Here is a 24,997-nt window from a genome sequence, read left to right as displayed (position 1 = left end):
GATGGTGGCGGACGGAGCCAGTCCCTATACTTCCAGGTGATGCCGGCGTATCAACTATTTCATTCGTATCGACAAAGGAGGGGAATCATGGAATCGCGTACGTTGTCCTCGTATCGTTGGGTGGTGCTGCTCGTCTCGTGTCTCATCATCTTCATCGCGGACTACATCCAGTTCCAGCTTTCCGCATTGGCCACCGAAATCATGCCCGCGCTGGGCATTGACGTGGCCCAGTTCTCTGCTCTGCTGCTCGCCCCGCTGCTGGCGGGCGTGTTCGTGTCCATCCCCGGCGGCTCGCTGGCCGACAAGTTCGGCGCGAAGATCGTCGTGGGCGTGGCGACGGCCATCTCGGTCGTGCTGGCGTTCGGTCGCCTGGTCGCAGGCGACTTCACCATGATGCTGGTCATGATGCTGGGCACCGGCATCGCGCCGTCCGTGTTGCAGGCGGCCACCATCAAGCTGTTCGGCGCCTGGTTCGAGGACAAGATGGATTTCGCCATGGGCATCTACTTCGCGGCCGCATGTTGCGGCATCGCGGCCGGCCTGGCGACGTCCGCCTTCTTCCCGAGCGTGCAGGACGCCTACCTCTGGTCGTCCGTCGCGTTCGCCGTGATCCTCGTGCTATGGTTCGTGCTGGCGAAGAACCAGCCGAAGGGCGTGGAGGTTCCCCCGTCCGAGCCGGTGATGCAGTACTTCGGCGTTGCCATCAAGAACAAGTTCGTATGGCTCATTGCCATCGCCACGGGCTTGGGCATGGCCACCGCCACGAACTACTCCGGCATCCTGCCGCAGGCTATGGTCGAGATGCGCGGCGTGGACATCATGGCTGCCAACAACATGGCCGCGTTCCTCACCATCGTATCCATCTTCGGCTCCATCATCGGCCCCGTGCTGTGCCAGCGTTCCGGCAAGCCGCGCCTCGTGCTCGTCGTCATCTGCATCCTCGGCGGCGTGGTGATGATCGCCAACTGGTACTCGCCGATGGGCATCATCCTGTGGGTGCTCCTATGCTTCAACGGCATCTTCTCCGCCGCGTCGGGCCCCATCCTGCAAGCGCTGCCGTTCCAGCTGCCCGAGATCGGCCTGAAGTATGCGGCCTCCGCCGGTGGCGTCATCGGCTCGGTCAGCCTGATCATCTCCTACGTGCTGCCTATCGGCATCGGCATGATCGCCGGCACTGACTACACGCTGAACTTCATCCTGGAGGGCATCTTCTTCGCCATCGCATTCATCCCGGTGCTTATGCTCCCGCGTTCGCTCGACAAGGGCGGAGCGCCCGTGCCTGAGGAACTTGAAGGGAGCGAAGCGTAATGGTTGCCGATCGCATTCTGCTGTCCGAGGCGGTGTTCACGGGCAACACTCTGGAGCCCTTCGCGGGCGGCGTGGCCATCGCGGGCGACCGCGTGCTGGCTGTCGGGCCGAAAGACGAGGTCATGGCGTTGGCCGGCCCCGACACCGAGGTGGAGGACTACGGCGACCGGTTGATTGCCCCCGGTTTCAACGACTCGCACGTGCACTTCGCGTCGGCCGCGGCCTACGACGACCCCGACTTCTGCGTGAACCTCATGGGCTGCACGAGCGAGCAGGAGTGCGCCGAACGCGTGCGCGCTTTCTGCGAGGCGCATCCCGACAACGAGTGGGTGTACGGCCTGGGCTGGGACACGGCCATCTGGGACGACCATGCGGCCCCCACGCGCGACTCGCTCGATTGCTTCGCGCCCGACCAGCCCATTTGCCTGAGCAGCTTCGATCACCATGCGGTGTGGGTGAACGGCGCGGCGCTGGCGAAGGCGGGCATCACGGCTGAAACGCCGCAGCCCGAGGGCGGCGAGATCGTGCACGACGAAAGCGGCCGCCCCGTGGGGCTGCTGCTGGGTCAGCCGGCTTCCACGATGGTGTCCGACCTGGCGTTGCAGGTGAAGGGGCTCAAGGGCTCCATCCTACGCCTGCTAGACGTGTTCCGCGAGCTGGGCATCACGGCGGTGGGCGACATGTTCCCGCGCGACTTGTCCAACGACGACATCTACGACACGTACCGCGAGATCGAGCAGGACGGCGACCTCACCTGCCGCATCACGTTCTTCCCGTCGCTGCTGGAAATTCCCGAGGCGCTGGACCTGCGCGCCCAGCTGCGCGGCACCCGCTTGCGCGTGGGCGGCGTGAAGCAGGTGCTCGACGGCGTGATCGAGGCGCACACCGCGTTCATGCTGGAACCGTACGAGGGCTCCGACCTGCGCGGCGAGACGAATCTGCCGCCCGACGAGTTCAAGCGGCTCGTGCGCGCGGCCGATGCCGCGGGGTTGCCCGTGCGCGTCCACTGTATCGGCGACGCGTCGGCACGGCTGGCACTCGATGCGCACGAGGAGGCCCAGGCCGCGAACGGCCGCAAGGAGCTGCATCACTGCCTCGAGCACATCGAGACGATCACGGACGAGGACATCGAGCGCATGGCTGCCCTCGGCGTAGGCGCTAGCGTGCAGCCGCTCCATGCCACGTTCGGTTCGTCCACCGGATTCTACGACGTGTGCATCGGCGCCGACCGCGCGTCGCGCTGCTGGCGTTTCCGCACGGTACGCGACGCGGGCGTGCCCCTGGGGCTGTCCACCGATTTCCCGGCGGCGCCCATGGTGCTGCCGCTGCAGGTGCTGTACGCGGCCGTGGCCCGCTGCATGCCCGACGGCCAACCTGCCGAGGGCTTCCATCGCGAGTACGCGCTCGCCCTGGGCGAGGCGCTCCAGTGCATGACGCAGGGCTCGGCCTGGGTCGAGAGCTTCGACCACGAGCTGGGCACGCTCGAACCAGGCAAGCTGGCCGATATCGTGGTCATCGACCGCAATCTCTTCGCCGTGAACGACCTCCACGAAATCGCCGAAGCGTCGGTGGTGGCCACCATCGTCGGCGGGGAGACGGTGTTCGCGCGGTAGGCGACCTTTTCCTCACGTCAACTCGAAACGCTCGGTCCGCTATGCGCGCCGGGCGTTTCCTTCACGTGCCTCCGAGCGCGCTGTGCTATGCTTTGAGCGGGGGAATGTTCATCGTTTGACGGGTGGGGAAATCATGAAGCACGTACGATTGCAGGGGTGTCGCCATGTTCTGGCCTGACAAGGGAGACATCGCGTCGGAGCTTCCGGCCAAGGACGAGCTTGTGCGCATGCTCGAGGAGGCGGGCGTCGATTATCATGTGCGCCACGTGCCGAAGGGCGTTTTGTTCGGATGGGGAGAAGAGCCTCATAAGAGCGCCCATTTCGTGGTGGAGGGCATGGTCGAGATATACAAACTCGAACGCGACGGGCGCAAGAAAACGCTCTATTTCTGCAAGAAGGGAGACTTCTTCGGCTTTCAGATCTTGAGCGATGCTTGCATGCCCATCGCCACCGCGAGCGCGTGCGCCGACAGCGAGCTCATCGCCATTCCGAAGGAGTCGTTCTTCAAGGCGCTCCACACGTGTCCCGATTTCGCTGACATGGTGGTGAAATACCTGTACAACCTCATATCGGTGCTGACGAACGAATCGGTTTCCTCGGCATTCTACGCCACCGCGCAGCGCGTACCTATGTTGCTGTTGAGCCTTGGGCGCGACGAGCTGAGCGCACGAGCAGCCGCTTCGCCCCACACCGAGCCACGCATCATCGTGAAGTACAACAACAGCGATCTGGCGAACATCCTCGGCATCAGCAGGAATTCCGTCACGTCGTCGATCTCGCGCCTTCAAGAGCAGGGGATCGTGGCGAAACGGCGCAACAGCATCGAGATACTCGATATGGACCGTCTGGAGAAGGTCACGATGCTCGAATCGGGCGAGTAGCGGCGTCTTACTGCTTGTGCACAATATTGGTCAGACTGGCCGATGCCCTACGGATATACTCTGGTCAAGAGTGTAGGAGGGTGTCGGGGGATGTCGATAACGGAACAGTCGCACGCACAAGAGCGCAAGCTCGCACTGAAGGGAATTGCGCCGCTGGCGGGGCTTTCGTTTGCAGGCTTCTTCATGTATGGGTGCAACAACATTCTGATGACGTTGTTGCCGGCGTACGCGCTGGACATGGGCGCGACGATGGTGGAAGCAGGCCTACAAGGGACGGTGTTCCTCCTGGTAGCCGTCGTCATGCGGTTCTATTTCGGCCCGCTGGCCGACCGTCGCGGTACCCGTTTCGTCATGGTTGTTGGGGCTGGCTCGTTCGTCGTGTCCAGCGTGCTGCTGATTTTCTGCACGACATTTTGGCAGTTGCTGCTCATACGTTGCATTCAAGCCGTGGGGCTTTCGGCGTTCTGGCCATGCGCGGTCGCGGCCGTAGCCTCCATCGCGCCTACGGGCAAGGAAGGTCTGTTCATCGGCTCCTATCGGTTCGCCACGGCGGCATCGCTCCTGTTCGGCCCGCTTGTTGCGTTGATGTTGGTGAACGAACGGGGGTACGCTGCCTGTTTCATGGTGTTGGCGGGCTTCGCCGTGGCGGCGTTCTTCCTGTCGTTTTGCTTCGCGCCAGCGGGTGACGGCGCAGGCGGAAGCGCACGCGACGACGCGGAAGAACGCCCTGCCCGTGCCGCTCGCGAACGGCAACGTATGGGGACGGCGAGAACGTTGCGCATGGCGTTCGCCTCAGGGCAGCGAACTCTTGTGGTGCTGCTGTGCGTGACGGCGGTTGTCGCGCTGGGGTACGGCCTGTCGATGAACTTCGTCGTGACGTTCGTCGAAGGAGCTGCCATCCCCATCAACGCAGGGCTGTTCTTCTCCTGCTTCAGCCTTGGCGGCCTCATCGCCAATCCGCTTGCCGGGTGGGTTGCGGACAGGTGCAATCGACGTGTGCTGCTGGCAGTTACGCTCGGTTGCATGGGCGCGGGCATCGGTCTGATCGCGTTCGCGCAAGCCGTTCCGCTCGTGCTGTTGGCGGCGGGCTTTGCAGCGGGCATGGGATCGTCGGGTTCGACGATCGTCGTGCTGTCTACGATATCGGCGCGCGTGGACGAGCGCTTCCGGGCGTCGGCGCTCGCCGTTCAACAAAACGTCGTCGATCTGGGTATCGCGTGCGCCTCGACGTTGTTCGGATGGCTGTTCGTTGTTGCCGCGGCTCCCGAGCTCGTGTTCGTCGGGCAGGCCGTCTTCATGGCCGCAAGCGCCCTTGCCCTGCTCGCCGCCAGCAAAGCGGTGCGCTTCTAGCGAGACAAGGGTGAGACAAAGGGACGGGGTAATCGTCTCATTTCTAATGAGACGATTACCCCGTCCCTTTGTCTCACCCCTCAATAGCAGGAAGCCCGCCGAGGCGGGCTTCCGGGGAGGGATGCCGAAAAGAGCGCTATTGCACGTAGTACACCGAGGGGCCGGTTCCGTATTCCTCGTGGAAGGGGACGGCCTTCTTTTCGGCGAGGTACTTCGCCGCGTCGCTTTGCGGGTCGTTGAGGTCGCCGAAGATGCGCGCCTTGCCGGGGCACGACAGCACGCACCAGGGCTGCTCGCCGACAGCCGCGCGTTCGTAGCACAGGTTGCACTTCGACGCTTTTTTGGCCGCCTCGTCGATCTGGGGAATCTCGTACGGGCAGGCGATGGCGCACGTGCCGCATCCGATGCAGGCTTCCTCGTCGACGATTACCGCGCCGTCCTCCTCGCGCTTCACGATGGCGCCGGCCGGGCATTTGGCGAAGCATGCGGGCGAAGCGCAATGGTTGCACAGCTCGGGCCTGAACGCCAGCTTCGCATCGGGGAAGGTGCCCGTGGCCTGGTAGGGGATCTCGCCGTCGCGGCTGCGCACGCGGCCCCAGTACAGTCCTTCGGGCGTGCGGTTCGAGACTTTGCAGCTTACCACGCAGGTTTGGCAGCCCATGCACCGCGTCGTGTCGATGACCATGCCGTATTGGATGTTGTCAGCCATGGTTCCACCTACGCTTTCTCTACTTCGACCAACACATCATAGAAAGCGGTACTGGTCTGGCCTATGAATTCTTCGGTCGGGTTGATCGTGAAATGGGTGAGCATCTGGTAGTTGCCCTCGATGAACTGCTCGGGCGTCCAGCCGCTTGCCGTGGCCACCGCGCCGGGGCGAATGCCTTCGGTCAAAAACGCCTTCATCTTGCAGGAGCCTCGGTCGTTCGCGATGGAGACGACGTCGCCGTGCTCGATGCCGCGCGCCTTCGCATCCACGGGGTTCATCTCAAGCAGCGGCTCGCTTTGCACGACGCTGAGCTCGGGGATGAGGATGTGCTGCGAGTGCACGTTCAGGCGGTCGTGGAATTGCAGGTACACGAGCGGGTACTTCTGGCCGAGGTCGCCTGAAGGGTCCTCGAGCATCGGCTCGTACGTGGGGACCTCTTGGCCGAACGGGACGAGTTCCTCGTTGTATAGCTGGAAGCGCTTCGACGGCGTGGGGAACGTGTTGTCGGGTCGGAAGATCAGCGGATCGAAAATGGCGTCCGCGCGGGCGAAGATGCCCTCTTCGGCCACCTTGTCGAAATCGAAGCCCTCCCAGGCGGGGTGGTCGTAGTTGATGAACCCGCGCACCCATTCCTCGTCGGACTTGTCCCAAAGCTTTTCGAGGCCCACTTTCTTCGCAAGCAGCGACATGATCTCCGCATCGGACTTGCTCTCGCCCATTGGCGCGATGCAGGGCTTGCTGATGATGACCCACGGCGTGCGGTCTTCGATGTCCCACTTCTCCCAGTAATTGCAGGCGGGCAGCACGTAGTCCGATTGCTTGGCCGTCCACGTCCAGTAGGGGTCCACCGTCACGATGGTCGAAACGTTGGGGAGTACCTCGTTGATGATCTTGTTGGCATCGGGGCTCATGTTAACGAAGTTCGAGTTCGCGAACCACAGGAAGTCGAGAGGGTACGGATCCTTTGTCATGATCTGGTCGTACATGGTGGACGTTCTGACCATGGCGGCCTTTTTGTCTCCGGTGTTCGACCAATCGGGGTTGCCGAGCGCAGGCTTCTCGATTTCGGGATGCGGCTGAGCAGCTGTGATGCCGCCCATATGCGACGCCCCGCCGCCCTTGACGCCCACGTATCCGGTCACGGCTGCGAGCGTCGCAACCGTACGGAACGGCGAGAACGAGTTCCACACACGCTGCATGCCCTGGCCCATGCGGATGCCGGCGGGCTTCGCGTTGGCGTACTCCAGCGCGAACGTCTCGATGACGTCTTCGGACAGGCCGGTGATCTCGGCCGTTACGGGCAGCGTGTACTTCGATACCTCGTCGACCAGGCGGTCGAAGGCCGTGCGCACCGCTTCGCCGTTCGCGTCGAACGTGCCCGAAAGCGCGGGCGTGACGCCTTCCTCGTTGTACTTCTTGGCGCTGTCGGTGGCCGTGTCCCACACCATCCAGTCTTCGCCGTCCATGAGGTAGCTGCCGTCGGACTCCTTGACGAGGAAGGGGGCCACGCTGTACGAGGCGAGCCACTCCTTATCGTGCAGGTCGTTGCCGATGATGACGTTCATCATGCCGAGCGCGAGCGCGGGGTCGGTTTGGGGTTTGAGCGGAATCCACTGATCGGCGATGGTCGCCGACGAGCACAGGCGCGGGTCCACCACGACGATCTTCGCGCCCTTCTCGCGCGCTTCAACGAGGTAGCGGAACTCGGACGTGTGCGTGTCGGCCACGTTGCGGCCCCACAGCACGATCATGTTCGAGTTGAGGTAGTCGCGCGTATCGTGCGAGCCGCGCTTCACGCCGTAGGCGAGGATCATGCCCATGCTGGCGCCCTGGTCGCCCATGATGCCCTCGATGTCGAAGACGGTCCCGCCGAACGTGCCCGCGAAGCGGGTGGGGGCGCTCATCGAGAGGTTGCCCGAATTGCCGGTGAACGAGTAGAAGCCGGCGGCCTGCTCGCCGTGCTTGTCCTTCGTCTCGTTCAGCTTTTGCGCGATCTCGTCCATCGCCTGATCCCACGAGATGCGCTCGAACTCGCCCGACCCGCGCTCGCCCGTGCGCTTCATCGGGTACATCACGCGCGCGTTCTCGTCCTGGGTTTTCTGGCTGAGCGCCATGCCGCGCAGACAGGCGTTTGCGTAGTCCTCGCGCCCGGGCGTGTCGCCCGGCGTGACGGTGATGATAGTGCCGTCTTTGATGTGGGCTTTCAGATGGCAGTGCGACGTACAGTTGAGGTTGCAGCACGCGTGCGCGTACGTGACGCCCTCGTTCGGGTCGGCAGGCGTCGTCGTCTTCTTGTCGGTTTGCTGCTCGCCGGCGGGCGAGCAACCGACGGCGCCGAATCCCAAGGCCGAGGTGACCGTGATCCAGCCTGCTCCCTTCACGAACGTCCGGCGCGTGAGCTTGCCGTCCTTCACGTACTCGATGGGCGAATGTTCCTTGTTCTTGTCCATGCTCCTCCTATCGTCCTTGTCATCCGCACCTGTCGTGCGCTTCCCCGATGCGGACCGCTTTCAAGTATGGAGGGGAGAAGAATGCCGTTCTGCCCAGAATTGGGCACATGAAACGCTCCATTTGGACGACTGAGGCTCCGGCCGCCGATGCAGTCGGAGCCTCAGTCGTCGCCCCGCCGGGGAGGGGGAGGCGGGGCGACGCGGGTTGGTTGGAGAGGGATCGTCGGTCGAAAGCCTCGGTTTTACGGCCAAAACCGAGGCTTTCGACCGACGATGGCGTGGCGCGGCGTGCGGGGTGGGGGCGCCCGCCGCGCCACGCCGCTAGGCGGTCTGCTCCTTAGCGGCGTTTTGGCCGGCGATGCGGCCGTTCACCAGGCAGTCGGCCGTGGCGCAGGAACCCAGGCGACACGCGCCGTGGATGCCGCCCACCGCTTCGCCTGCCGCGTACAGGCCGGGGATGACCTGCAGGTCCATGTCGACGACGCGGCACTCGAGGTCGGTCTTCACGCCGCCCATGCAGTGGTGCACCTTCGGCCACAGACGCACGCCGTAGAACGGGGCCTCGTCGATGGGCTGCGCGTCGTCGGGGATGGGCTTCTTGAAGTCTTCGTCAACCTTGTTCGCCACGAACGTGTTGTAGCGGGCGATCTCCTCTTTCACCGCGTCGACGGGCATGCCGTAGTGCTCGGCCGCCTCCTCGATGGACGCAAATTCGGTGGTGATGCCGGCTTTGATGGCGCCCTCGAGACCGGTCCCGCCGTCGTACAGCGCCTTCTTGCACGTGATCTGCACGCACGGCTGGCCGGTCTCCAGAATGGCGTCGGCGTAGCGCTTGCGGTCGGTCAGCTCGTTGACGATGCGCTTACCGGTGGCGACGTTCAGCGTGGGCGCGTAGCTGGCCTGGCCGTCGGTGTAGAACGCGGCTACGCCGTAGCCCTGCTCGTCGGGGCTCATGAAGGGCAGCAGCTGGATCCAGTCGGTGTGCACCGCCATCGCGCCGGCGGCCACCGAGGCGCGCAGGCTCTCGGCCGTGGCGCCTTCCTGGTTCGTGCAGTCGACGGAGTCGTCGAGGCGCGGGTCCTGCGCCTGGCGGAACGCCAGGTCGCGGCCGAACCCGCCGGTGGTCAGCACCACGGCTTTCTTGGCGCGGATGGCCACGGGCGTGCCGCTCTCCACGTCGTTGCCGCTGGGCTTGTCGTGCACGATAGCGCCGATCACGCGGCCGCTCTCGTCCTTCACCAGCTGGGTGAGCATGCGCTTCGTCTCAACTTCGACGCCTAGCTCTTTGAGCTTCTCGGCGAAGGGGCCCGTGACGTTCGCGCCGCCGCCGTCGCCCTGCGCGATGGAGCGCATGACGGTGTGGCCGCCGTACGGGTAGAGGAAGTACTCGTCGTTGTCGTTCTTCGCCCAGGAGGCGCCCATCTCGATGGTCCATTCCCACGTCTCGTTGGACTTCTCGGCGATCACCCGGCACTTCTCCTTGTCGTTGAGGTACAGGCCCGCCACCATCATGTCGTCCACGTACTGCTCGACGGAGTCCTGCACGCCCTCGCGCTCTTGCACGCTGGAGTTGCACACGGCGAAGTCGCCAGCTGCAAGCGCCGAGTTGCCGCCCACGCGCGCCGTCTTCTCGATGACCTTGACGTCCGCGCCGGCGTTCTTCGCCTCGAGCGCTGCAGCCAGGCCCGTGTACCCGCTGCCCACGACCAGGACGTCGCACTCCTCGTCCCACTTCGTGTCGGCGCCGTTCGTGGCGGCCGATGCGGTCTGCTTGTCCTGCGGCGCACAGCCGGCCAAGCCCAGCGTTGCCAGCACGCCTGCCGCTGCGGCTCCCGTGATGAACGAGCGGCGCGACACTCCCGTTGCGTTCGATGCGATGTTCCCCATACTAAGCCTCCTCCGTTTTGCGATCCTTCGCGATCCTGATGCTCGACGCGCCGAAAGCGCATCTGCTGGGGCCCAGCGTACGGGCGTAGCGGGTCGCGCGCACCCCACCCGAAGCGGGAAACTGCGAAACCCCCCTTGAGGTGGGGTGCACGACCAGGGGTTATGGAGACGCGAGCTTGCCGATGCTCGCCTGGGGGCGCTTCTTCCGTCGGCATTGCGCACTCGGTTGCGTGGCGTCGACCAGCTTGGTGCGACGAAGCTGCGCCAGAGAATTCGCGTCTTGTGGTCGGTTTTGCACGATATTCAGCATCTGGGGCTGCGGAACTGGGGTCGTAACCGACGTTTCGACTTGCACGCGATCCGTTATCCCAGGTCGGAGAAATCGACCGGGCTTTAGCGGCTGCGGGCTAGCCGATGCGAGGATGAATATCGTGCAAAACCTACCAGATTTCGGGGTTTTGCTGGCTCAGCGCAGTCGATATATGCGCATGACGCCGCGCCTGAAGGCGGCTTTGTCGGGGAGGCGGCGCTGCCGGCTTCCCGGCTCGTGCTGCGAGGCCCCTGTCACCGACTCCGCTCCCGACGGCAGCGTTGCGTTCAGAATTTCGCAGGGTTTCGGCTTTCGCCGTGCACGAGGTCGATGATCTCCTGCTTGCTGTGGACGTCGAGCTTCGCGTAAATGGTCTTCTGATAGCTCTTCACCGTGTTCTTCGACAGGAACAGCGTTTCGCAGATGAACGCGAGGTCGCGCCCTTGGGCCAGCAGGTACAGGATGTCCTTCTCGCGGTTGGTCAGCCCGTGGTCGTCGGCCAGCGCGTTGCATCGCAGCTGGCGCACGCTCTCCTGCTCTTGCGCGAAACGACCGAGCAGCTCGTCGGCGGCGCGCGCCTGCGACTCGGCGCGCTTGCGCTCGTGCGAGTTCACCATCCAGATGACCATGAGGATGAGGTACAGCAGGAAAAACGCCACCGCCGTGGTGCGCACGAAGTCGGCCGTGCTGCCCACGCCCAATAGCTGTGCCACGTTCTGCCCAACGAACAGTCCGAATCGAGGCAGCGCGTACGCCAGCGAAATGCCCACGAGCAGCTTCGTGCGACTGTGCGCGTACGTGGTGACCACGAGGTAGAACAGTGCCAGCATGACGAGCTTCCATCCGGCGGCGGCCAGGATGTTCAGCGATACGGCGTAGTCGTTTGACAAGAACGGCAAGAACAGGATGCCGGTGGCCAGGATGCCGAACACCACGTTGAACAGCAGCGACGGCGCAGGTTTCGCGCGCGTGCCAAAGTAAGCGAGGAACACGACGGCCGCCGCGATGCCGCCGAACTGCGAGATGAGGATCGACGTGGCGGGCGAGGCGCTGCTGCCCGTGGCGGCGGTGTCGAGGATGCCGTACACGATGGACAGGGCGAACGTGCACACGCCCGATACGAGGAATACGTCGAGGAAGTCGTGCTTCGAGAGCGCGCTGCGCGTATGCGGCGAATCATCGCGGCGTGCGTCGGGAGCGTGCTCCGTGCGGAGCGCGAAGCCCAAGCACAGCGCCGATGCGGCGAGCAGCACCGCATGCGCGACGAGCGAGACGATGTCGGGTGCGAATCCCAGCAGCATGTTCGCCGCCATACCGCCCAGCGACATGATGCCGAACGCGATGGCGATGCGGCGCGACGAGTAGCGGGCGAACGCTTCGAAGTAGAAGGGCATGACCAGCCCCATGCCGATGCCGGCTGCCAGTGCCGACGAGGCGACTACAGCGGTGTCGAGCGACGTCGCCGCGGCGAAAAACGTGCCGCCCAGCGCCAGTGCGAACCCGGCGTAGCCCACCGCCAGGTACATCGTGCGGCCGAAGGGCAGCTTCGAGCGCGCGAGCAGCGAGAACAGCAACGACGCACCGAAAATCGAGGGGTTCAGCACGTTGTCGAACATCGCGGGCGAGAAGCTCGGCCGGTCAACCAGCAAGCTGGAATAGAAGAACGACACGCACACGGCGTACAGGCAGGTGAAGCCGATGACGGCAATGGGGTAGCGCCGCTGATCTGGCGTGCCCGGCTGCTTCGCGTCGTTCTGCTTGTTCGTGGTCCCCATATCCCCTCCGTCGTGGCCTCCGAGGCTGCGTCGCATCATTATAATGCGCCCGCGGCGGGTTTCGCGCGGCATCGCGGCGTTGCAACGTTGCGGCATGGCGGCACCGCGACGTTGCGGCACCTGCAGCATTGCGACACAGCGGCATGGCGGTATCGCGGCGACACCGCACCGTGGCATCACGGCGCCGCTGCAACACCGCACCGCTGCGGCCTCGTACCCGTTACGCATCGGATACCGTATACGCGCCCGGAACGCATTATGATAGAGGGAGTCACCTTCAATCGCTCGGAACGGAGGCATTATGAAATCGTTTCTCGAAGCGCTGCGCTCCAATATGCTTGCGCAGGCCGTCACGTCTATCGCGCTGGGCATCTTCCTCGCGTTCTGGCCGGGCGTCACGATCCTCACCGTCGTGTACCTGCTGGCGCTGTACCTGGCGGTGTCGGGCGTCGCGTCGCTCGTGGCGTACTTCCGCTCGTCGGGCGCGCGCTATCGCTCCGCCGGCGTGTTGGCGAACGCCATCCTGCTGCTCGTGCTGGCGCTGCTCGTGTTCCTGTTTCCCGAGGCAGTGGGCGGGTTCTTCTCGTTCATTCTGGGCATCCTGCTCACCATCGGCGGCATCGTGAACGCCGTGCGCTCGGTCGAGCTACGCGCGTACCAGGGCAGCACGTGGGTCGTCACGCTGATCCTCAGCGCGATCATCGCCATCGGCGGCCTCGTCATCATCGTGAACCCGTTCGCCACAACGGCGATGTTCGTGCTGGTGCTGGGCGTGCTGCTCATCGTGAAAGGCGTGGCCGACCTCGTCATCGAGCGCCGCCTCGCCCGCATGATGAAAGAAGCGCGTTAGGCGAGCACTAAGAATTAGCTCTCAAAGCCTCAACCTTTCGATTCTTACGCTACAATCGTAACGCTTTTCTTACGAGCAATTTTGTACAAGAATCAGCGGGAGAGGTATGGTATGAGCAACGGCAAGGGGAGCGGCGCGGCCGAGGCCGGATCCGGCATCGCCAAGCGCGAGCGGTTCGGCTCGCGTCTGGGCTTCATCTTGATTTCCGCAGGGTGCGCCATCGGCTTGGGCAACGTGTGGCGCTTTCCCTACATCACGGGCGAGTACGGCGGCGCGGCGTTCGTGCTCATGTACCTCGTGTTCCTCGTCATCCTGGGCCTTCCCGTCATGGTCATGGAGTTTGCCGTGGGCCGTGCCAGCCAGAAGAGCTCGGCGGTGGCGTTCGATACGCTGCAGCCTTCGCGGAAGTGGCACTGGTTCTCGTGGTGGGGCTATATCGGGTGCATGGTGCTCATGATGTTCTACACCACGGTGGGCGGCTGGATGCTGTCGTTCGTGGTGAAGATGGGCACGGGCGCGTTCAACGGCCTGGACAGCGCGGGCGTCGGCGCCGTGTTCAACGACATGCTGGCGAACCCCACCGAGCTGGTCGGCTGGATGCTCGTGGTCATCGTGCTGGGTTTCCTCGTGTGCAGCCTGGGCTTGCAGAAGGGCGTCGAGCGCATCACGAAGGTGATGATGATCTGCCTCTTGGGCATCATGGCGGTGCTCGTGGTGCGTGCGGTCACGCTGCCGGGCGGTCTCGAGGGCCTCAAGTTCTACCTTATCCCCGACTTCGGTAAGCTGTTCGCCGGCGCCACGACCGCCGAACAATGGGCAACGTTCGGCGACGCGGTGTACGCGGCTATGGGCCAAGCGTTCTTCACGCTGTCGCTGGGCATCTCGGCCATGGAGATCTTCGGCAGCTACATCGGCAAGGAGCGCTCGCTCACCGGCGAGGCGCTGCGCATCTGCGGTCTCGATACCGCCGTGGCGCTCGTGGCGGGCCTCATCATCTTCCCCGCGTGCTTCGCGTTCGCCGTGCAGCCCGACAGCGGCCCGGGGCTCGTGTTCGTCACGCTGCCCAGCGTGTTCAACCAGATGCCGATGGGGCAGCTGTGGGGCGCGCTGTTCTTCGTGTTCATGAGCTTTGCCGCGCTGTCCACCATCATCGCGGTGTTCGAGAATCTCATCAGCTGGTCGATGGACAAGTGGGGTTGGACGCGCAAGACCGCCGTCGCGCGCACGGCCATCATTGTGACGGTGCTCAGCCTGCCGTGCGCCCTCGGGTTCAACGTGCTGGCTGGCGTGCAGATTCCGGCTATCGGCGACATCCAGTCCATCGAGGACTTCATCGTGTCGAACAACCTGCTGCCGCTGGGCAGTCTGTTCTACGTGCTGTTCTGCGTGACGAAGGGCGGCTGGGGCTGGGATAACTTTCTGGCCGAGGCCGACACCGGCAAAGGCGTGAAGTTCCCCGCCTGGTCGCGCTTGTGGCTGAAGTTCGGCATCCCGGCGCTCATCATCGTGATCTTCGTAATGGGATATGTGCCGAAGTTCGCCACGTGGCTGGGGCTGTCGTAGCGACGGGCGGCGGCCTTTGCGAGCCCTGCGCACAGGAGGCGCTGGCGCAGGGTCGTTTATCGGTTGTCGGCGGCCTGGTTCGCCAGGCCCTCCAGAAGCTGCTGCATCTTCGCGATGATGGGTTGGTCGCCCAACCCGTAGCGGCCTGCGAGCTCTTTCATGGCGGGGAATGCGAGCTGCGTGCGGCCCGCCTCGTCCTCCCAAACGGCAATGCGCAGGGGCAGCTCGAGCGATATGCGCTGGTCGGCCTGCATGAGCACGGTACCAACCTGGGGCGAGCCGAACACCACGACCACGGTGGGACGCAGGCTGAGCCCCACGTCTTCGGCGTTCCGGGCGTGGTCGAACGTGGCGAACACGGGAATAGAGCGCGCCTTCAGTTCGTCCTTGAGGCGGTGAACCGTCTCGTCCACGGGCAGACGCCCTTCGACCAGGCAGAGATTGCGCGCTTCCGATTCGCTCATAGGGGCTCCTTCGACGTTTGAGGCCGCTGTCGTGCTTCACGATAGCGCGTTTGCGCTCGAAAAGCGCGCTTTGTTGGGCAGCGGTTGCGCGAGGGAAAGCGAACGCGCAGCGGTATACTAGCCCTATCACGCGTTGGCGAGATCGCGTCATCAACCAAAGGAGGAACCATGCAGGTCATCGAGGATCAGGTCATCAAGTTTTCCAAGGACAACGCGCCGTGCGCGACCGCCCGTCCGGGCGACGTGCTGCTGTTCAAGACGCAGGACTGTTTCGCCGGGCGCATTCCCAGTGAAGACATCACGATGAAGGACCTCAACTTCTCCTACGGGTTCACGAACCCGGCCGCCGGCCCCGTGTACATCGAGGGCGCCGAGCCGGGCGACGTGCTGGTGGTGGACATCTACGACGTGCAGGTGGCCGACCACGGCGTCATCGCAACCGACGACCATTGCGGCCCGCTGTTCGAGACGACGGACTATCGCAGCAAGATCATCCCCATCGAGGGCGGCATGGCCGACTTCAACGGCGTGAAGTTCCCCATCGACCCGATGATCGGCGTCATCGGCACCGCGCCCGACGGCGAGGACGTCATCGACGGTTTCGTGGGCGCGCACGGCGGCAACCTGGACAACAAGCTGATCACGAAGGGGACGCGCCTGTACTTCCCCGTGCGCGTGCCGGGCGCGCTGCTGCAGATGGGCGACGTGCACGCCACGATGGGCGACGCCGAGCTGTGCGGCACGGGCATCGAGATCGCAGCCGACATCACGGTGAAGGTGTCGCTCGTGAAGGACTTCGAGCTGAACTGGCCCGTGCTGGAGACGTTCGGCCCGCACGGCAAGTGGTACGTGAACGCGAGCGCGCAAGAGTTCGACGAGGCGCTGATGAACGGATGCAAGGAGCTGCAGCGCCTGCTCATGCGCATCACGGGATGGGACGCCATCGACACCTACATGTACATGTCGGTGCAGAGCGACGTGGAGCTCTCGCAGGCGTGCAAGCCGTGCGAGGTGCAGCTGAGCTTGCGCGTGGGCACGCCGAAGCTGGTCGATTTCTCGCCGCTGGTTCCGCAGCCGTAGCGCCAACCGCGCCGAGAGCGCAACGAAGCCCCGAGCCCGCCGCGAAGCGGACTCGGGGCTTTTTCGTGTTACAGCAGCGCGATCAGCTCGTCCACGCTTTCGGGACGGGTGGCCCAGCTGGTGGCGAAGCGGACGACGGTGCGGCCGTCGGGCGTGCGCTCCCAGAAGCCGAACGACGCATGCTCGGCCAAGCGCGCCTTCGTCTCGTCGTCCAGCACGATGAACTGCTGGTTCGTGGGCGAATCGAGGTGCAGCTCGTAGCCCTTCGCGCGGAAGCCCTCGGCGATGCGCTGCGCCAGCTCGACGGCGTGGCGGCCGATGCGCTCGTAGCGCAGCTCGCCCTCAACCTGGTCGAACAGCACGTCGAACTGCAAGCCCAGGAAGCGTCCCTTCGCCAGCAGCGCCCCGCGCTTCTTCATGAGCGTGAAGAAGTGGTCGTCGAGCCCCGGTTTCGTGAACACGACGGCCTCGCCGCAGAACGCGCCCACCTTCGTGCCGCCGATGTAGAACGCGTCGCACAAACGCGCGATGTCGGCCAGCGTGACGTCGGTGCCCACGGCGGCCAGGCCGTAGCCCAGGCGCGCGCCGTCCATGAACAGCCGCATGTCGAAGTCGCGGCACACCTGCGCGAGCGCTTCCAGCTCGGCCAGGGAGTACACGGTGCCGTATTCGGTGGGATGCGAGATGTACACGGCACCGGGTGCCACGATATGCTCGCGGTTCTCGTCGCCCCAGTACGCCTCGCAGAGCGTGCGCACCTCGGCGGCGTCCAACTTGCCGTCGTGCTGGGGCAGCGGCAGCGTTTTGCGTCCGCACGCCTCCACGGCACCGGCCTCGTGCGCGGTGATGTGGCCGGTCGTGGCCGATACGATGCCCTCCCACGGCCGCAGGATCTGGTCGGCGACGGCCGCGTTGGCCTGCGTGCCGCCCACGAGGAAGTACACGGCCGCGTCGGGGCACGCGCATGCCGCGCGGATGCGATCGCGCGCGGCCGCGCACACCTCGTCGGTGCCGTAGCCCGACGTCTGGTCGAGGTTGGTGGCCATCAGGCGCTCGAGGATCGCGGGATGGGCGCCTTCCAGGTAGTCACTGTCGAAGTGGAGCATAGGGGGTCGGTCCTTTCCGGTGGGTCTAGGGGACGGTGGCGCGCGGCGGCTCAGCGGCGGCTGGGCAGCACGCGGCGTTTGGGTATGCGTATGGCGCGCGGCTCGAGCGCGAACAGCTCGGAGACGGTGAGCGTCTCTTCGCGGGAGATCGCAACGTAGCGGCAGGTGTCCGTGCAGGTGCCGCAGTCGCGGCACAGGGCCGCGTCGAACTCGAGCAGCGTGCGCCCGCCGTCGGCCTTGCCCGCCTTGCGCAGCGCCTGCGTGGGACAGAAGCCGGCGCACAGCGCGCAGCCCGAGCAGCGTTCGGCGTCGATGTCCACGCGCGGTGCGAGCGTGCGCGGCACGACCGTGCCGTCTGCGGGAAGACCCGCGTCGTGCAGGTCGTCGAGCAGCTGCCAGCGTCGGCGGTCGGGCTCGGGCGCGGGAGCGTCGGCGGCGCGACGGCCGGCCAGCGCGTCGATCTGCGCCGATGCGGCGTCGGTGGCAGCTTCCATCAGCGCCGAACGCGCTTGCGAGAACAGGCCGCGTCGCGACACTTCGCCCGCGGCGTCCTCGTCGTCAGACGCGGCTACGTCGTCCACGGCATCGACGATGCTCACGGCGGCATCGAGCTGCCACATGTCGAGGATGCGCTGAGCCGCGTCCGCCGTCTGCGGCAGCGCGCTCACGGCGGCGGCGTGCGCGCATGAGGCGCAAGGGGCCGTTAGCAGCGCGATGCGCTGCGCGCCCGCGCAAGCCATGTGCACGATGAGCGCCTCGTCCACCCAGGCGAGGCAGGGCAGCGTCACCGTGCGCTCGGCGTCGATGCGTCCGACTCTTTCGCGCACGGCTCGCTCGCACACGAAGCCCGCGCACGAGGGTTCGGCATCTTCGGGCGCTTCTTCCTGCTGCACCGCGCCCGCCGCCGCTCCCGCCGCCGCGCTCGCGTTCAGCAGCGTGTCGTCGTCGAGCGGCGCGACCGCCAGCAGCGCAGCCGTGGGGCACGCCGTGATGCACCGGCCGCAGCGCACGCATGCGTCATCGTCGATGCGAGGCCCGGTGGGGCCGTCTTTCGTCACGGAACCGTACGCGGCGGCCGGTGCATCGTCCTCGCCGCGACCCGCGCCCACCACGATGGCGGCGACCGGGCACGCCTCGGCGCAGCGCGCGCAGGTGGAGCCCAGATCGCGCTCGGGCAGGCAGCGCTCTTCGTGCAGCAGCGCCACGGCCGGTCGCTCGGCCAGGCGCTGCGCTATGTCGATGAGATTCGGCATCCCGTTCCCCCTGGGTGTTCTTCTCGTATCGTCGCCGATCGCCCTGCTCGCGATGCGAAGCACGGGCGACGTATCCTTATTCTACGACGCGTACTGCTCAAGATAGTCGAGGATCTCCTGACGGGAGTGCAAGCCGGTTTTAGCGTAGATGCGCTTGATGTGCGCATGGGCGGTCCCCTGCGTGATGAACAGCTCCTCGGCCACGCGCTTCTGCGTATAGCCCAGCGCGTACAGCGCCATCACCTCGATCTCGCGGTCGGACAGCAGGAACTGCTTGCCCATCTCCTCGGCGTTGTGCTTCATGGATGCTTGGCGCATGTCGGCAAGGCTCTCGTGCTCGTCGAGGCCCATGATCTTGAGCATGCTCTGGCGCCGCGCGCTCTGCTCGTCCTGCTCCTCGGCGGTATGCCGGGCGATGTTGAGGAACTGCACGAACACCACCTGCGTCGATACGACCACCATCGCGCCCATCACGGCGCTCATGAGGATGTCGTTCGAGAAAAGCTCGTGGGTTCCCAGCAGCGCGATGCGCGCCACGGCGCGGCAGCCCAGCCACACGAGCCATCCCGCGATGGCGTAATAGTACGGGTCGCGCCAGCCGTAGCTCATGAACGCGATGATGATGTACCAGGTGAACCCCACCATCAGCGCGTTGAGCGTGGTGGTGAACACCGCGCCGATGTCCAGCATGTCGGGGAACGCCGCGTACGCGATCAAGGCGAAGCATGCCAGCAGCTCCATGACCACGAAGATGCCGATGGTCATCACATGCTGCCTCCGCTTCAGCACGAGCGCGACGAGCGCGGCGCTGATGCCGATGGTAAGGGCGCCGTAGGCCGCGCGTGTCACCGGCGTGAACGCGATGGACGTGCCGTCGGGGTAACCGCGCAGCAAGCCTATGACGATGGAAAGACAGCCGATGCCCAGCGCGGTCGCCGCGAGAAACTGCTTGCTCTGCAGCATGGTCTTGGAGAATCCGAAGTAGTCGTTAGCCTGCGTCGGCGATACGATGGCATGGGGCTGCCGCTGCTTGCGCGCCCAAAGCGCGCAGGGGTATTGCAGCAGCACGAGCACGGCCGCGACGAAGTTGCCGGCGAACACGGGAAGCAGCGTGCACAGGTAGATTTCCACTTCGCTGATGATGAGCGCGACGAACACGAATACCGCCGCGGCGGTGGTGCTCGTACCGCGAGCGCGGCGCAGCCAGTAATAGATGGCCCCGGACGACACAAGGGTACACAGCGCGCTCAGCGCGAAGCGTTCGGCTGCTCCGCCGACGGCGAGCAAGTCGAACGCCGCCATCGCCACGAGCGCGAACGCTTCCAGCGCCACGCAGATGCGCATGACCACGTTGGTGGTGTGCTTGCTGATGGTTCGCTTGCTGACGATCAGCGCGACGAGGAACAGCGCCAAAACGGACAGTGCCACCAACATGGCGCCGTCGGTGAAGATGCCCTCGTCGGTGCTCGTGTAACTGCCGTAGCTGTTGACGATGAGGCCCGCTCGGCCGAAAGCCAATCCCAGGATAAGCGGCCAGAGCGGAGCGTAACGGCGTATCGTTCCGCTGATTCCGCGATAAGCATGGCTTTGCTCGGCGCCCTCGGACGTCGGTTCAGTTGTGGTGCGTGCGCCCAACCGTACACTCCCTCCCCGTGCTCGGTACGCAGTTGACGCGGGCGTACGTCCCATTCGCCTCGATTTATCCTGAAAGAGGGGATGCGGGCCGCGCGCCGTGGGTCATCATACCATACGGAAACAAGCGCATGACAAAGGAGCGTGCTAATGGTTGATGAAGAAGCTCAGCGAATTCGGGACGAGGTGATCCGCGCGATGGCTGAGCAGGGGGAAGATGTCGAAGCGCTCGGCCTGGATACCTCTGCCGATGCCGAAACCGAGGGCGCCCCTGTGGCGATGCCCGCATGGGAACACGTTGCCGAAGTGGCGGCCGAAGCCGGTCAGGACGAGGCTTCCGGCGAGACGGCCATGAGCGACGAAGAGGTGGAGCGTCTGTTCCTGGCAGCGGTGTTCGAGGACGTGCGCGCGCACTCGGGCGACGGCAAGCTGGTCCAACCGGCGCACTGGCTGGACGCGGGCCTCGTGCCGGCGCATTTCGCCGCCGACGATTGGGAGATGTTCGTGTACGAGTACCTCGAGGAGCGCAAGGGCGAGCGCGACGAGCGTGTCGCTGCGGCTTCTGCGGCCCCCGTTCGCACGGCGACCCGCGCGGTGGGCGTGCCCCGCATGCTGCGCGTGGAAGAGGAGCCCGAGCCGGAGGATGCGGCAGCGTCGGAAGTCACGGAACCGGAGGATCCCGAGCGGGACGGCGGCGCACGCGCAAACTCAGCCCCCGACGACGCCCCCGACGCCCTTCCCTGCGGCGACATCGTGGCGCTTGTCGGCAAGCACAGCTACTACCTGTACTCCACCGAGCGCATGACCGACGCGTACGCGCGCTGGGCGTTCCTCGCCAGCGAGGACGATCGCGTGCTCACGTTCGTGGAATGCGTGCGCGACGAGTCGCGGAAGTACCCGCGCCCGATGGAGGCGTCGTCGCTGTCCAACGAGCCGTTCAGCCTGTCGGCCGACGAGATCGACGAGCTGTGGCGCACTGTTCGCGACAGCGGAGCCTACCCCGATCTCGACACTGTTACCGCCTCGAACGGCGACGTGTACTACTTCTCGACCGAGTACCTCACGCCCACGTACGCGGCGTCGCTCGCGGAGTGGAACTCCGTCGAGCGCGACATGTTTCTGTAAACCGAACGCCGGTTTCGGCCGGCATGAACGGCGTCCGAGTGCCGGCGCGCGCAACGCCGCTACGACGCCGATGAAAGGGGCTTTTCATGGAAGACGAGGCGCGCAACGTATACCGCGAGGTGCAGGATCGCCACGTGCTGCGCACGGCCGACGTGTACCAAACCGAGATCGAGGACGGCGTGACGGGGTATTCCGATACGCTGCTGTCCGTGGTGGCGAACTTCCGCAACGGCGGCGCCCCCGAGGGGTTCAATGCCCAGAGCATGGTGGGCAAGTCGAAGCGCGGCGAGGTGGCGCTGCGCCTGTTCGCCGTCATCGACCCCGAAACCGAGACGTTCGTGCGTGTGGGCTTCAAGGCGCGCGGCTGTCTGGCCGTCACGGGGTGCGCCAGCGTGGTGTGCTCCATGCTCGAGGGATGCACGTTCGACGAGGCCCTGGCCATCACCACCGACGATGTGAAGACGGCGCTCGACGGCGTTCCCGTGGACAAAGTGTACACGCTCCACTTCGCCATCGAGGCCATCCGCGCCCTCATCGGCGACTACCTCGCGCACCGCGGCGCCACGCTCGAAGAGCTTGATGCCGTCGTCCCCTGCAACGCCATGGGCATCCCCTGCATCATCTGCGAGCATTGCTCTTTCCGCTCCACGCGGGTCGAGTTGAAGGTGGCAGGGGCGTAAAATCGCGCTTGTTGTCGTCGAGCTTGCGAAGCGCGCAGGTTGCCCCGCCCAGGATGGCTATCTGCGCCGGCTTCGGCAGCGCCCTCTTCTCGTCCTGCTGCTACGGGAGCGCTGCGCCGAACGGTCCAGGCGCATGCCGACGGCGATCAGATGCAGAAGCGGAGGATGTCCGGTTGCGGGGCCGCTACGGTAAAGAATTCGCAATTTTTTCTTGATATAGTACCGAAGCTCGGAATTTGGCGGTCGGAACCCGTTTCCGGCCGCTCCGAATCCGTCTTTTCCTGCCGCATCGGGCGGTTTTCCTGCTTTCGCGGGGAGTTTTGAGCCCCTGCTGGCCTGATACGGTAAAATACCGAAAATTTTTCCCGATTCCATTACCGTATGCCAGGAAACAAAGTGCCCTGCGATCTTCCGACGGCTCGGAAGCGCCGCTCTTCGTCGTCAAACCGCTGTCGGCATGCTCGCAGATCGGCGCGTGCCATCCTGCATGTCAGTGACGGTTGCGGGGCTGTACTGTTTCGAAGGGGTCCTTGCGTGCTCATCTCCCCATAACGGGAGCGCACGTTCGGGCGCTATCGAGAACGCCCCCGGATGCAGCATCCGGGGGCGTTCCTATAAGGAGGTCGGGGTCGCGGGGAGAGGGGGGATGCGACCCCGTGCGGTGGGTTGCGTTACGGCAGCAAGCCCAGGCCGTCGAGCTCTTCCTTCACGTCGGCCATGCCGTACTGGTCGAGGCAGGCGGCCGTCGGGCAGCCCTTCTCGTGGTCCCAGCCGAAGGTGTCGTACACCATGCCGAGGGCGGTCTGGAAGTCGTCGCGGTCCATCTTGATGGTGCCCTCGGTGAAGGGCTGCTTGTCCGGATCGTGATCGAACGTCCAGGCGCACATCGTGTCGTGCACGTTGCGCATGTCGTTCTCGCCCATCGTGCCGTCGTCCTTCGTCATGCCGCGCACGGTGTTGGCGCGCTGCAGCGTCATGATCTTTGCACCGGCCTGGTACAGGTCGTCGGTGGTCACGTCCTCGCCGGTGACGGCCTTGAAGAACTTGGCCTCCAGATCGAGGTCGCCGCGGTAGTCGCGGGCCTTCGTGGGGCTCATGGTCATCGGCCACACCCAGTTGCACAGCGTCAGCGAGTCGTGCAGCACGTCGGTGACGATCGACCACCAGGCGAAGTTCGCCTTGCGCTCGTTCATGGGGGTGTAGTTCTTGTTCTGGTCGATGGCGTCCTTGCCGCCCCACACTTCCTCGGCGATCTGCTGCTTCAGCTCGAAGGGCAGACCGCAGCCTTGGAAGTTCACGGCGGAGTGGATCATGTCGTCGCGGTTGAACATCATGTTGTACACGCCGCCCACCTGGCCGAAGCACTCGATGGCGTGGTGCACGGGCCAACCGCGGTAGTTGATCAGCTGGCTGGGCTGCTGATCGAACCAGCCCTTGTCGTCCCAGCGCTCGGTCCAGTGGTACGGGCCGTAGGCGATGTGGGCGATCTCGGAGTCGTTCTGCGCGATGTCGTGCAGCAGCTCCACCATGATGGTGGGGTCGTCATCGTAGATGCGCTGCCAGTCGTACTTCGCCTTCTCCTCCTCGGGCAGCACGCGGTCGAACACGCCGGCCTTGATGCAGTGGGCGATGTCGCGCCACAGCTGGGCGTAGTTGCACCACAGGCCCAGCTCGTCGATGGTGGTGCCGATCAACGTGTTCCACACGATGCCCGACTCGGTGTCTTCCTTGATGTCGGTCTTCAAGATGCCGTTCATGTACTTGAAGGGGAAGTTGGCCGCGCAGGTGTTGCCCGAGACGGTCTTGCCGCCCAGCTCGCCGGTGCGCTCGGTGCGCAGGTCAGAGTAGCAGTGAATGGGGCAGCTGTGGCAGCCGTCCATCTTGATGGTGTACTTCTCGGCCACTTCGCCCAGATCGTACACCGACTTCATGCAGCGGTAGCCCACGGTGTTCAGCTCGCCGGGCTTCGGCTCGCCCACGTCGATGGGCTCGCCCTCGGCCATGCCCCAGGTCAGGCCCTTGCGCGCCGACCAACGGGAGCCCTCGTCGTAGAACTCGGCCCATTCCTGCTGCGTCTGCGGCACCACGTGGTTGTTGTTGGAGCCGATGACCTCGCGCAGCATGTAGTCGGACAGGTCGGCCACAGCCTGCGGATCCTTCACGTGCACGCTGCCGTTGCCCTGCACCACGATGGCCTTCACCATCTTCGAGCCCATGACCGCGCCCGTGCCGGCGCCGGCCGAGTGGTTGCGGGAATTCATGATGCACGCGTAGGGAAGCATGTTCTCGCCGGCGGGGCCGATGGTGGCCACGCACGATTCGACGCCTTCCAGGCGGTTGAGGGCCTCGGTGGCCTCGCGGGTGCCCATGCCCCACACGAAGCCGGCGTCCTTGATCTCCATCTTGTCGTCGACGATGTTGAGGTACACGGGCTTGTCCGACGCACCCTCGATGACGATGGCGTCCCAGCCAGCCAGCTTGATCTTGGCGCCGATCATGCCGCCGCAGTGGGCGTCCACCACGAGGTGGTCCTTCGTGAACGTGGACAGCGAGCAGATGGTGGTACGGCCGGCCAGGGGCACGCCGGAAGCCGTCAGGGGACCCACGGCGAAGATGACCTTGTTCTCAGGGGAGAAGGGATCGGTGCCGGCGGGCACTTCGTCGTACATGATCTTGTTGGCCAAGCCCATGCCGCCGATGTACTCCTTGTAAGGGTCGGTCGGCTGCGTCGTGATCGAGCCCGTGCTCAGATTGACGCGGAGGATCTTACCGGCCCATCCATACGATGTTTCGTCAGCCATGTTGCATCTCCAAATCTTGGATAGATTACTGAGGTTCGGTGTTGTGTGGGAACCTGCGGGGTGCGACACGAGCGCTGACAACATTCGTCGCTCGCCAGTATGCCGATGGGGGCGGTCAGGGTATACCCTCTTTGAGGGTAATTTGCGAAACTCGCCGGTC

General features: G+C 64.9%; 18 protein-coding genes. 9 read left to right on the top strand and 9 right to left on the bottom strand.

What is annotated here, in order from left to right:
- Window positions 1-87: 87 nt before the first annotated feature.
- From C1A15_RS01125 to C1A15_RS01110, 4 genes are all read left to right on the top strand, one after another.
- Window positions 88-1,308 (top strand): MFS transporter, encoded by a 1,221-nt coding sequence (locus C1A15_RS01125; RefSeq protein WP_180952950.1) that lies wholly within the window; start codon window positions 88-90, stop codon window positions 1,306-1,308.
- Entirely contained in the window at window positions 1,308-2,921 is a 1,614-nt protein-coding gene (locus C1A15_RS01120; RefSeq protein ID WP_101720874.1) for an amidohydrolase, read from the top strand. The genes C1A15_RS01125 and C1A15_RS01120 overlap by 1 nt, the downstream gene beginning before the upstream one ends.
- 164 nt (window positions 2,922-3,085) lie before the next feature.
- Window positions 3,086-3,802, top strand: coding sequence for a Crp/Fnr family transcriptional regulator (locus C1A15_RS01115; RefSeq protein ID WP_101720873.1), 717 nt, complete (start codon window positions 3,086-3,088; stop codon window positions 3,800-3,802).
- Between the two features lie 42 nt (window positions 3,803-3,844).
- Window positions 3,845-5,152: an MFS transporter gene (locus tag C1A15_RS01110; protein ID WP_101720872.1), complete on the top strand. Its 1,308-nt coding sequence runs from the start codon at window positions 3,845-3,847 to the stop codon at window positions 5,150-5,152.
- A gap of 136 nt (window positions 5,153-5,288) precedes the next feature.
- Here the strand turns inward: C1A15_RS01110 and C1A15_RS01105 are convergent, their stop codons facing one another.
- The 4 genes from C1A15_RS01105 to C1A15_RS01090 all read right to left on the bottom strand — a co-directional run bounded on the left by C1A15_RS01105 (window position 5,289) and on the right by C1A15_RS01090 (window position 12,283).
- A complete protein-coding gene (locus C1A15_RS01105) occupies window positions 5,289-5,861 on the bottom strand; it encodes a 4Fe-4S dicluster domain-containing protein (protein WP_101720871.1) in 573 nt (190 codons plus the stop codon).
- An 8-nt stretch (window positions 5,862-5,869) separates the two neighbouring features.
- Window positions 5,870-8,311, bottom strand: a complete 2,442-nt coding sequence (locus tag C1A15_RS01100) for a molybdopterin-dependent oxidoreductase (RefSeq protein ID WP_101720870.1) — start codon at window positions 8,309-8,311, stop codon at window positions 5,870-5,872.
- Window positions 8,312-8,632: 321 nt separating this feature from the next.
- On the bottom strand, window positions 8,633-10,198 hold the full coding sequence (locus tag C1A15_RS01095) for a flavocytochrome c (RefSeq protein ID WP_101720869.1): 1,566 nt from the start codon (window positions 10,196-10,198) through the stop codon (window positions 8,633-8,635).
- A gap of 597 nt (window positions 10,199-10,795) precedes the next feature.
- Window positions 10,796-12,283, bottom strand: a complete 1,488-nt coding sequence (locus C1A15_RS01090) for a LuxR C-terminal-related transcriptional regulator (protein ID WP_101720868.1) — start codon at window positions 12,281-12,283, stop codon at window positions 10,796-10,798.
- A 301-nt stretch (window positions 12,284-12,584) separates the two neighbouring features.
- On the opposite strand from C1A15_RS01090, the gene C1A15_RS01085 reads away from it, so the two are divergent.
- On the top strand, window positions 12,585-13,133 hold the full coding sequence (locus tag C1A15_RS01085) for a DUF308 domain-containing protein (protein WP_101720867.1): 549 nt from the start codon (window positions 12,585-12,587) through the stop codon (window positions 13,131-13,133).
- A 111-nt stretch (window positions 13,134-13,244) separates the two neighbouring features.
- The gene (locus C1A15_RS01080) at window positions 13,245-14,696 is read left to right on the top strand and encodes a sodium-dependent transporter (protein WP_101720866.1); all 1,452 of its coding nucleotides are present in this window, start codon (window positions 13,245-13,247) and stop codon (window positions 14,694-14,696) included.
- 56 nt (window positions 14,697-14,752) lie between these two features.
- Here C1A15_RS01080 and C1A15_RS01075 read toward each other — a convergent pair whose 3' ends face one another.
- On the bottom strand, window positions 14,753-15,160 hold the full coding sequence (locus C1A15_RS01075) for a DUF302 domain-containing protein (RefSeq protein ID WP_101720865.1): 408 nt from the start codon (window positions 15,158-15,160) through the stop codon (window positions 14,753-14,755).
- Window positions 15,161-15,328: 168 nt separating this feature from the next.
- Between C1A15_RS01075 and C1A15_RS01070 the strand changes: the two genes are divergently transcribed.
- Window positions 15,329-16,240: an acetamidase/formamidase family protein gene (locus C1A15_RS01070; protein WP_101720864.1), complete on the top strand. Its 912-nt coding sequence runs from the start codon at window positions 15,329-15,331 to the stop codon at window positions 16,238-16,240.
- Between the two features lie 68 nt (window positions 16,241-16,308).
- Here the strand turns inward: C1A15_RS01070 and C1A15_RS01065 are convergent, their stop codons facing one another.
- The 3 genes from C1A15_RS01065 to C1A15_RS01055 form a co-directional block, all read right to left on the bottom strand.
- Window positions 16,309-17,346, bottom strand: a complete 1,038-nt coding sequence (locus C1A15_RS01065) for a threonine aldolase family protein (protein WP_101720863.1) — start codon at window positions 17,344-17,346, stop codon at window positions 16,309-16,311.
- A 50-nt stretch (window positions 17,347-17,396) separates the two neighbouring features.
- The gene (locus C1A15_RS01060; protein ID WP_101720862.1) at window positions 17,397-18,599 is read right to left on the bottom strand and encodes a 4Fe-4S binding protein; all 1,203 of its coding nucleotides are present in this window, start codon (window positions 18,597-18,599) and stop codon (window positions 17,397-17,399) included.
- 81 nt (window positions 18,600-18,680) lie between these two features.
- The gene (locus C1A15_RS01055) at window positions 18,681-20,234 is read right to left on the bottom strand and encodes a helix-turn-helix transcriptional regulator (RefSeq protein ID WP_101720861.1); all 1,554 of its coding nucleotides are present in this window, start codon (window positions 20,232-20,234) and stop codon (window positions 18,681-18,683) included.
- Window positions 20,235-20,381: 147 nt separating this feature from the next.
- On the opposite strand from C1A15_RS01055, the gene C1A15_RS01050 reads away from it, so the two are divergent.
- Together C1A15_RS01050 and C1A15_RS01045 are read left to right on the top strand one after the other, a co-directional pair.
- Window positions 20,382-21,356, top strand: a complete 975-nt coding sequence (locus C1A15_RS01050; RefSeq protein ID WP_101720860.1) for a hypothetical protein — start codon at window positions 20,382-20,384, stop codon at window positions 21,354-21,356.
- Window positions 21,357-21,442: 86 nt separating this feature from the next.
- Window positions 21,443-22,036, top strand: a complete 594-nt coding sequence (locus tag C1A15_RS01045) for an iron-sulfur cluster assembly scaffold protein (RefSeq protein ID WP_101720859.1) — start codon at window positions 21,443-21,445, stop codon at window positions 22,034-22,036.
- Window positions 22,037-22,707: 671 nt separating this feature from the next.
- On the opposite strand, the gene C1A15_RS01040 is transcribed toward C1A15_RS01045, so the two are convergent.
- A complete protein-coding gene (locus tag C1A15_RS01040) occupies window positions 22,708-24,837 on the bottom strand; it encodes an aldehyde ferredoxin oxidoreductase (RefSeq protein WP_101720858.1) in 2,130 nt (709 codons plus the stop codon).
- Window positions 24,838-24,997: the final 160 nt, after the last annotated feature.

This window comes from Eggerthella timonensis, from assembly GCF_900184265.1.
Taxonomy (GTDB): Bacteria; Actinomycetota; Coriobacteriia; order Coriobacteriales; family Eggerthellaceae; genus Eggerthella; species Eggerthella timonensis.
This window is presented reverse-complemented; position numbering and strand designations above follow the sequence as displayed.

Excerpts from the sequence above, each read along its gene's own strand:
- C1A15_RS01125 (WP_180952950.1), top strand. The coding sequence starts at position 88 with ATGGAATCGCGTACGTTGTCCTCGTATCGTTGGGTGGTGCTGCTCGTC.
- C1A15_RS01120 (WP_101720874.1), top strand. The coding sequence starts at position 1,308 with ATGGTTGCCGATCGCATTCTGCTGTCCGAGGCGGTGTTCACGGGCAAC.
- C1A15_RS01115 (WP_101720873.1), top strand. The coding sequence starts at position 3,086 with ATGTTCTGGCCTGACAAGGGAGACATCGCGTCGGAGCTTCCGGCCAAG.
- C1A15_RS01110 (WP_101720872.1), top strand. The coding sequence starts at position 3,845 with ATGCCCTACGGATATACTCTGGTCAAGAGTGTAGGAGGGTGTCGGGGG.
- C1A15_RS01105 (WP_101720871.1), bottom strand. The coding sequence starts at position 5,861 with ATGGCTGACAACATCCAATACGGCATGGTCATCGACACGACGCGGTGC.
- C1A15_RS01100 (WP_101720870.1), bottom strand. The coding sequence starts at position 8,311 with ATGGACAAGAACAAGGAACATTCGCCCATCGAGTACGTGAAGGACGGC.
- C1A15_RS01095 (WP_101720869.1), bottom strand. The coding sequence starts at position 10,198 with ATGGGGAACATCGCATCGAACGCAACGGGAGTGTCGCGCCGCTCGTTC.
- C1A15_RS01090 (WP_101720868.1), bottom strand. The coding sequence starts at position 12,283 with ATGGGGACCACGAACAAGCAGAACGACGCGAAGCAGCCGGGCACGCCA.
- C1A15_RS01085 (WP_101720867.1), top strand. The coding sequence starts at position 12,585 with ATGAAATCGTTTCTCGAAGCGCTGCGCTCCAATATGCTTGCGCAGGCC.
- C1A15_RS01080 (WP_101720866.1), top strand. The coding sequence starts at position 13,245 with ATGAGCAACGGCAAGGGGAGCGGCGCGGCCGAGGCCGGATCCGGCATC.
- C1A15_RS01075 (WP_101720865.1), bottom strand. The coding sequence starts at position 15,160 with ATGAGCGAATCGGAAGCGCGCAATCTCTGCCTGGTCGAAGGGCGTCTG.
- C1A15_RS01070 (WP_101720864.1), top strand. The coding sequence starts at position 15,329 with ATGCAGGTCATCGAGGATCAGGTCATCAAGTTTTCCAAGGACAACGCG.
- C1A15_RS01065 (WP_101720863.1), bottom strand. The coding sequence starts at position 17,346 with ATGCTCCACTTCGACAGTGACTACCTGGAAGGCGCCCATCCCGCGATC.
- C1A15_RS01060 (WP_101720862.1), bottom strand. The coding sequence starts at position 18,599 with ATGCCGAATCTCATCGACATAGCGCAGCGCCTGGCCGAGCGACCGGCC.
- C1A15_RS01050 (WP_101720860.1), top strand. The coding sequence starts at position 20,382 with ATGGTTGATGAAGAAGCTCAGCGAATTCGGGACGAGGTGATCCGCGCG.
- C1A15_RS01045 (WP_101720859.1), top strand. The coding sequence starts at position 21,443 with ATGGAAGACGAGGCGCGCAACGTATACCGCGAGGTGCAGGATCGCCAC.
- C1A15_RS01040 (WP_101720858.1), bottom strand. The coding sequence starts at position 24,837 with ATGGCTGACGAAACATCGTATGGATGGGCCGGTAAGATCCTCCGCGTC.